Source organism: Pseudomonas sp. GW821-FHT04D07 (assembly GCF_059420225.1).
Genome location: NZ_JBWKTH010000014.1, coordinates 143,252 through 149,950 on the forward strand (window position 1 = coordinate 143,252; position 6,699 = coordinate 149,950).

A 6,699-nucleotide genomic window follows, 5' to 3' on the forward strand; every position below is an offset into this window, starting at 1 on the left:
TCAGCCCCCAGGTGGAGGAGGGGCCGTTGGCGGGGAGGAGTCGCCGGTCAGGGTCGACGGTAGTCGACCCTGACGGTCTACAACACCAGGAGAACGGACGCTTAGACGCCGGGCATAGATGGACGGGGATTCGATTGAGTCGCTTCACGGGGTTGCAGCTCAGTTTCCTGCGGAATCGCACGAGCCACATTCCAAACCACGATGGCCGCCACAATGTCAAAAATCGCCAGTACCACGAACAGCGGGCTGTAGCCGATTTTTGTCACTAGAACGCCGAACACCAGCGTAAAGGCCGCGGCGCCCAGGTAGCCGAACATACCTCCCATGCCAGTGGCCGTGGCCACTTCGTTTTTGCCGAACGAGTCCGATGTGATGGCATACAGCGCACCTGACAGGGTCTGGTGGGCGAAGCCGCCTACACACAGCAGCGCAATTGCCGTGTACGGGCTGTCGACCAGGCCGATACAGGCCGGACCGATCATGCAGGAGCAGCCGAACAACAACACCAGCTTGCGTGATGTGAACAGCGACACATTGCAGTAACGATGAAACAACGGGCTCAGGTAACCCCCCAGGACGCAGCCGATATCCGCCGCCAGGAAGGGCAACCAGGCGAACATGGCTATTTCCTTGATGTTCATGTGCCGCTCGGTCATCAAGTACAGAGGGATCCAGGCATTGAACGTCTGCCAGGCGGGTTCCGACAGAATTCGGGCCGAGGCAATGGCGTAGAAGTTACGGCTGGTGATGATCTTCTTCCAATTACCTTTTTCCGGCGCGGCATCTTTGAAGTGAGACTCCTGCCCGGCAAGAATGTAATCACGCTCGGCGTCGTTCATATGAAGCTGATCACGCGGGTGTTTGTACAACAAAAGCCAGAGCCCGCTCCAGACAATACCCAGCCCACCGACGATCAAGAACGCCAATTGCCAACCGCTTTGCAAAATGGCCCAAACCACTAGCGGCGGTGCGAGCAAAGCCCCCACTGATGAACCGATATTGAACCAACCGATGGCGACCGAGCGCTCTTTGGCCGGAAACCATTCGGTGGTGGCCTTCACCCCGGCAGGCAGTCCCGCGGCCTCGGTCAGTCCAAGTACGCCGCGGACGAATGCCAGGCTTTGCCAGCCGGTGGCCAGCGCCGCCGCGGCGCAGGCCGCCGACCAGGCTATGGCGAAAATGGCAAAACCCATTTTGGTGCCAATGGCATCAATGATGTATCCGGCCACTGGTTGCATGAACGCATAGCAGATTTGCCACGCCACCACGATTTGCGAGTACTGCTCGGTGGAAATACTCAATTCACTCATCAGCGTTGGTGCCGCGACCGACAAGGTGTTGCGGGCCAGGTAGTTGACGATCAGCCCGGCGGTCACCAGTCCGACCATCCACCAACGGATGCCTTTGATTTTCATCGTTTCACCTTAATTATTTTTAGATTGGAGGTGTACGTGCTCCACACCTGACGGCAGGAGTTGTCCTTGTTTTTTGGAAAATCGAAGTGTTATACGTCGTCGTACAACATGGTGTTTTATAGCCAGTTCGATTGGGCACTGTCAATCGGAAAAACAACCGCCTCCATCACCGACGTCCCTCAGAACCGCTCGAACTCTCGTCCATAGGGCGCTATACGAAATCGCCACGGTTTGATTTTCAGGTGGTTGACAATGAAGCAGGGATGTTTTAATAATCAAAACACGTTGTACGACAACGTATGTCGTAAATAAAAATAAAAAAGGAGATACTGATGATGCTTACCTCCCCCTACGCCCCTTCTTCTCATTGGCATCCGACGGTCCGCTCGCTCTGTATCGCGTGCTCACCTTCGCAAGCGATTTCGTAAGCCACTTCGCACGCTAATCAGGTTCGACTCGACTCCCGTTCAAGTCGCTGTCGTGGCTGCACGCCGTTTTCCGCTCACAGAAGGCTATTCATGGCCCAGGCGGAATGCGTTCGCTTAACAAGGAGCACAACAATAATGACCATCCGTCCTACTCGACTCACCCCTTCGCTCGCGGCGACAGGCTTGATCCTTGCCTTCCCGCAGATGTGTAGCGCCGAAGGCTTTCTCGACGATGCCCAAGCCGGCCTGAATCTGCGTAACGCTTACTTCAACCGAAATTTCACCAATCCGGCTCATAAGCAGAGCACCGCCGCGGAATGGACACAGAGCTTCATTCTTGATGCGCGCTCAGGCTTCACGCCCGGGACGGTCGGTTTCGGGATGGACGTTCTGGGCCTGTATTCGGTCAAGCTGGACGGAGGAAGAGGCACCGGCGGTACACAGTTGTTACCACTGGACAGCGACGGTGAGCCTGCCAGTAACTTCGGTCGACTGGGCGTGGCCGCGAAGGCAAAGATCTCCAAAACGGAGCTGAAGGTTGGCGAATGGATGCCGGTGTTGCCGATCCTGCGCTCGGACGACGGCCGTTCGCTGCCGCAGACCTTTCGTGGCGGCCAGATCACCTCGAAGGAAATCGATGGCCTGACCCTTTACGGCGGCCAGTTCCAGAACAACAGCCCACGCAACGACTCGAGCATGACGGCCATGTTCATGAACGGTAAGCCGGGCATCACCTCCGACCGCTTCAACTTCCAGGGCGGCGAATACAGCTTCAATGACAATCGCACGATGATCGGGGTGTGGAATGCCCAGCTCAAGGACATCTACAGCCAGCAGTACCTCAACCTGGTGCATAGCCAGCCGCTGGGCGATTGGACCCTGGGCGCCAACCTCGGCTTTTTCTACGGCAAGGACGACGGTAGCGCCAAGGCCGGCGAACTGGACAACAAGACCTGGTCCGGGCTGTTCTCGGCCAAGTACGGTGGCAACACCTTCTATGTCGGCTTGCAGAAACTCACCGGCAACAGCGTCTGGATGCGCGTCAACGGCACCAGCGGCGGTACCCTGGCCAACGACAGCTACAACTCCAGCTATGACAACGCGCAGGAACATTCCTGGCAACTGCGCCACGACTACAACTTCGCTGCCCTCGGAGTACCGGGACTGACCCTGATGAACCGCTATATCAGCGGCGACAATGTGCACACCGGGACCATCACCGACGGTAAGGAGCGGGGGCGTGAGTCCGAGTTGGCATACACGGTACAGAGTGGAACATTCAAGAATCTCAACGTGAGATGGCGTAACTCGACCATTCGCAGCAGCTTCAATATCAACGGTTTCGATGAAAACCGCGTCTTCATCAGCTATCCGATATCCCTGCTCTGATCCGCAAACGATGAGCGCGTGACGCCTCGGCTGCGAGCTACCGGCACCCGAGAGCGTCTTGCCCCTGGGGGACGTTGACAGCTATGAAAATGGCTGTTGATAATCAAATATGTTGTACGACAACACATAATGCAGACCGCAACACGTGAGAGAGCGAGCCCTAATGACTAGCGCAACGACGGAGCATCAACCCTTCAATCGCCTTCTGCTGACGGGGGCCGCCGGAGGACTCGGCAAGGTGCTGCGCCAAAGCCTGCGGCCGTTCACCCGGATATTGCGCCTCTCCGACATTGCCGAAGTGGCACCGGCGCTGGACGCGAGCGAAGAGGTTCAGTTCTGTGATCTTGCTGACAAACAAGCCGTTGACCAATTGGTCAACGGCGTGGATGCCATCCTGCATTTTGGTGGTGTTTCGGTGGAGCGTCCTTTTGAAGAAATACTCGGTGCCAATATCTGTGGCGTATTCCACATCTATGAAGCCGCACGTCGCCACAATGTAAAACGAGTGATTTTCGCCAGTTCCAATCATGTGATCGGTTTCCACAAGCAGGGTCATCGACTGGATGCCCACTCACCGCGTCGTCCTGACAGCTACTACGGTCTGTCCAAGTGTTACGGCGAAGACATGGCCAGCTTCTATTTCGATCGCTACGGTATCGAGACCGTCAGCATCCGTATCGGCTCTTCGTTCAGCGAGCCGCAAAACCGCCGGATGATGAGCACCTGGTTGAGCTACGGTGACCTGACGCAATTGATCGAGTGCGCGCTGTACACGCCGAACGTAGGCCATACGGTGGTCTATGGCGTTTCGGAGAACCAGAATGTCTGGTGGGACAATAGTTATGCCGCGCATCTGAATTTCAAGGCACGGGACAGCTCCGAGCCCTTCCGTGGCCAGGTCGAGGCCCTGCCCATGCCGGCGGCGGATGATCCGATCCTGGTCTACCAGGGGGGGGCGTTCGTGACGTTGGGGCCTTTTGGCGATGACTGAGGCTAGTGCAAAAGGCTGCCTGTAACGACCACCTGACTGGAACGGCCATGGATGTTGAACTGATTCTCGACGCCGCTAACGCCACCGGCGAAAGCCCTGTCTGGAGCTGTCGTGAACAAGCGCTGTACTGGGTTGATATTCCTGCCGGGCGCTTGTTTCGCTGGGATCCGGCGAATCGCTCCAGCCAGAGCTGGGAGGCGCCCGAGATGCTCGCCTGCATCGCCGCGTGCCCTGACGGCAGCTGGATTGCCGGCATGGAAAGTGGATTGTTTCGACTCACCGCCAGTCTTGATAGCGATCTGCAGTGCAACCGCCTGAGCGGTGTGAGCCATGCCTTGCCGGGCATGCGTTTCAACGATGGTCGTTGTGATCGCCAGGGCCGCTTTTGGGCGGGCACCATGCAGGTCGAACTGACGGCAGGGGCAACGGCAGGTGCGCTGTATCGCTATGACGGCGGGCAAAGTAGCCCATTGGACTCCCGGCTTGACGGTTTTGTGGTTCCCAACGGCCTGGCCTTCAGTCCCGACGGCAAGGTGATGTATTTGTCCGACTCCCATGCGTCGGTACAACTCATCTGGGCGTTCGATTACGACATCGATAGCGGTACACCGTACAACCGTCGGATCTTTGTCGACATGAACCGGTATCCAGGTCGGCCGGACGGCGCGGCTATCGACAGCGACGGTTGTTATTGGATATGTGCCAACGATGCCGGGATGATTCATCGCTTTACTCCCCAAGGCCAGCTGGAGCGCTCCATTACCTTGCCAGTGAAGAAGCCGACCATGTGTGCCTTCGGGGGCCGCAATATGGAAACCCTGTTCGTCACCTCGATCCGTCCGGCTGGCGATCTGAGTGACCAGCCGCTGGCGGGCGGTGTTTTTGCTGTCCAGCCGGGTGTTTGCGGTTTGGCAGAGGCGTTGTTCGCTGGATAGCGCCGTGCCGATGCCGATGCACAGGTCTTGAATAGCATCCATGGCGTCATTGCTCAGCAACCATCTTGACCCTGGATTCGTAACTCCGAGCAACACGGTCAATGTGGGAGCCAGCTTGCTGGTGATGACGTCCGTAAGATCGATGCCAGGCTCGCGGCCGATCATGCACCAATCGCGTGGTTCCCCACCAGAACATCCTGTTGAGCTTCGTCGCGTAGTTGCCCCGATATCAGTAATCTGCCTTCACTCAGGCGCAGTTGTTCCTGGTCAGCACCGTCAAAAAGACGCTTATGTACGCGTGCTATGAATCCCGGGTCAAAGAAGGTCGGCCAGGTGGAACGGCCAATTTCAGATAGAGAAATCAGGTGCGATGTTGATCATCAAATGGACCGGATGAACGCTCAACCCAATCTTCAACCCGCAGCCCTAATACCTGTTCAAATTCACGCAGGTTGTTGGTCACCAAAATCAGCCCCAGCGAACGGGCATGCCCGGCAATCATCTGACCATAGGGGCCAATCGGCCTGCCGACCCTGGCCAGCTCAGCACGCAGCTGACCTGTGTGTGCTGCTGCACCTTCGTCGTATTTCAATATTTCCAGCCGTGCCGCGAAGCCCTCGACAACTGCCAGGTTACGCTCAGGATTGGCTGACTTCTCCGCTCCGTAGATCAACTCCATCAGGGTCACCGAGCTGATGCACATCTGCCCATGATGGCGCGTGAATACCTCACGAACCTGCTGGGGCCGATTCTTGATTGTGAAAATGCAAATATTTGTGTCGAGCATGAATTTGAGCATTAAAAGGAATCCCGCACCTGATCTGCGGGTTGCTCACGCTCGGTCATGAAGTCGGCAGTAACCCCCTCACCCTCAAACCAGCTATCCCATGATTCGCCAGCGGGGGTGATAATCCTTGTTCTGCCGATTGCTATGACATCGACGCGCTTCACGTCATCAGGCAGCGCTGCGGCTTTGGGTAATCTCACCGCTTGGCTACGGTTACTCTGGAAAATCGAGCCTTGTTCCACGGTACACCTCGGGATATGTCAATGGGATATACATGGGCGTTCACAGTGCGACATGACGCCGACGTGGAGGCATCTGATCATGAAAACCAAGCGCACATCCTTCGGCAGCCAGTCCTACGCTTAAGTCAGAAAACTCATCGGGTTCCTGTCCACTATGGCGAATTGTTCCAGATGAAGCGGTGGGCTTAGAGTCTGAATGGCTCGCTGGGTAATCTGGCGAGAAGAGTTTCGCAGCTCTTTTGCACAACACGAAAAAGCATCATGAAGACATCAGCGGCTGTATATTTGCTGCTGCTCGTTTCATGGTGGCTAACGCTAGGGCTGGAAGCGAAACGCGTGGTTTCATAACGCAGTGCCCAGACGCAAACAAAAAAGCCCTGAACAGGTTCAGGGCTTTTCGGTGTTCCAGTCTATTCACCCAAGGTGAACAGCGGCATCAATCCCAGCTCAACGCCCCGCCAGTCTGATACTCGATCACCCGCGTCTCGAAGAAGTTCTTCTCTTTCTTCAAG

General features: G+C 56.5%; 7 protein-coding genes. 3 read left to right on the plus strand and 4 right to left on the minus strand.

The genetic code is table 11. The features are described 5' to 3' along the window. Window positions 1–101 precede the first annotated feature (101 nt). Entirely contained in the window at window positions 102–1,415 is a 1,314-nt protein-coding gene (locus tag AC07T0_RS18120) for an MFS transporter (protein ID WP_495002499.1), read from the minus strand. Between the two features lie 563 nt (window positions 1,416–1,978). Here AC07T0_RS18120 and AC07T0_RS18125 point away from each other — a divergent pair. From AC07T0_RS18125 to AC07T0_RS18135, 3 genes are all read left to right on the plus strand, one after another. After that, window positions 1,979–3,232: an OprD family porin gene (locus tag AC07T0_RS18125; RefSeq protein ID WP_495002500.1), complete on the plus strand. Its 1,254-nt coding sequence runs from the start codon at window positions 1,979–1,981 to the stop codon at window positions 3,230–3,232. A gap of 163 nt (window positions 3,233–3,395) precedes the next feature. Further along, the gene (locus AC07T0_RS18130; protein ID WP_495002501.1) at window positions 3,396–4,223 is read left to right on the plus strand and encodes an NAD-dependent epimerase/dehydratase family protein; all 828 of its coding nucleotides are present in this window, start codon (window positions 3,396–3,398) and stop codon (window positions 4,221–4,223) included. 47 nt (window positions 4,224–4,270) lie between these two features. Next, the gene (locus AC07T0_RS18135) at window positions 4,271–5,158 is read left to right on the plus strand and encodes an SMP-30/gluconolactonase/LRE family protein (RefSeq protein ID WP_495002502.1); all 888 of its coding nucleotides are present in this window, start codon (window positions 4,271–4,273) and stop codon (window positions 5,156–5,158) included. 361 nt (window positions 5,159–5,519) lie between these two features. Here the strand turns inward: AC07T0_RS18135 and vapC are convergent, their stop codons facing one another. From vapC to AC07T0_RS18150, 3 genes are all read right to left on the minus strand, one after another. After that, window positions 5,520–5,957, minus strand: coding sequence for a type II toxin-antitoxin system tRNA(fMet)-specific endonuclease VapC (gene vapC, locus AC07T0_RS18140; protein WP_495002503.1), 438 nt, complete (start codon window positions 5,955–5,957; stop codon window positions 5,520–5,522). Next, the gene (gene vapB / locus AC07T0_RS18145; RefSeq protein ID WP_100944168.1) at window positions 5,957–6,187 is read right to left on the minus strand and encodes a type II toxin-antitoxin system VapB family antitoxin; all 231 of its coding nucleotides are present in this window, start codon (window positions 6,185–6,187) and stop codon (window positions 5,957–5,959) included. Before vapB ends, vapC begins: the two co-directional genes overlap by 1 nt. Before the next feature lie 436 nt (window positions 6,188–6,623). After that, window positions 6,624–6,699: hypothetical protein (locus AC07T0_RS18150; RefSeq protein WP_223820631.1), on the minus strand; the 76-nt coding region annotated here is incomplete at its 5' end.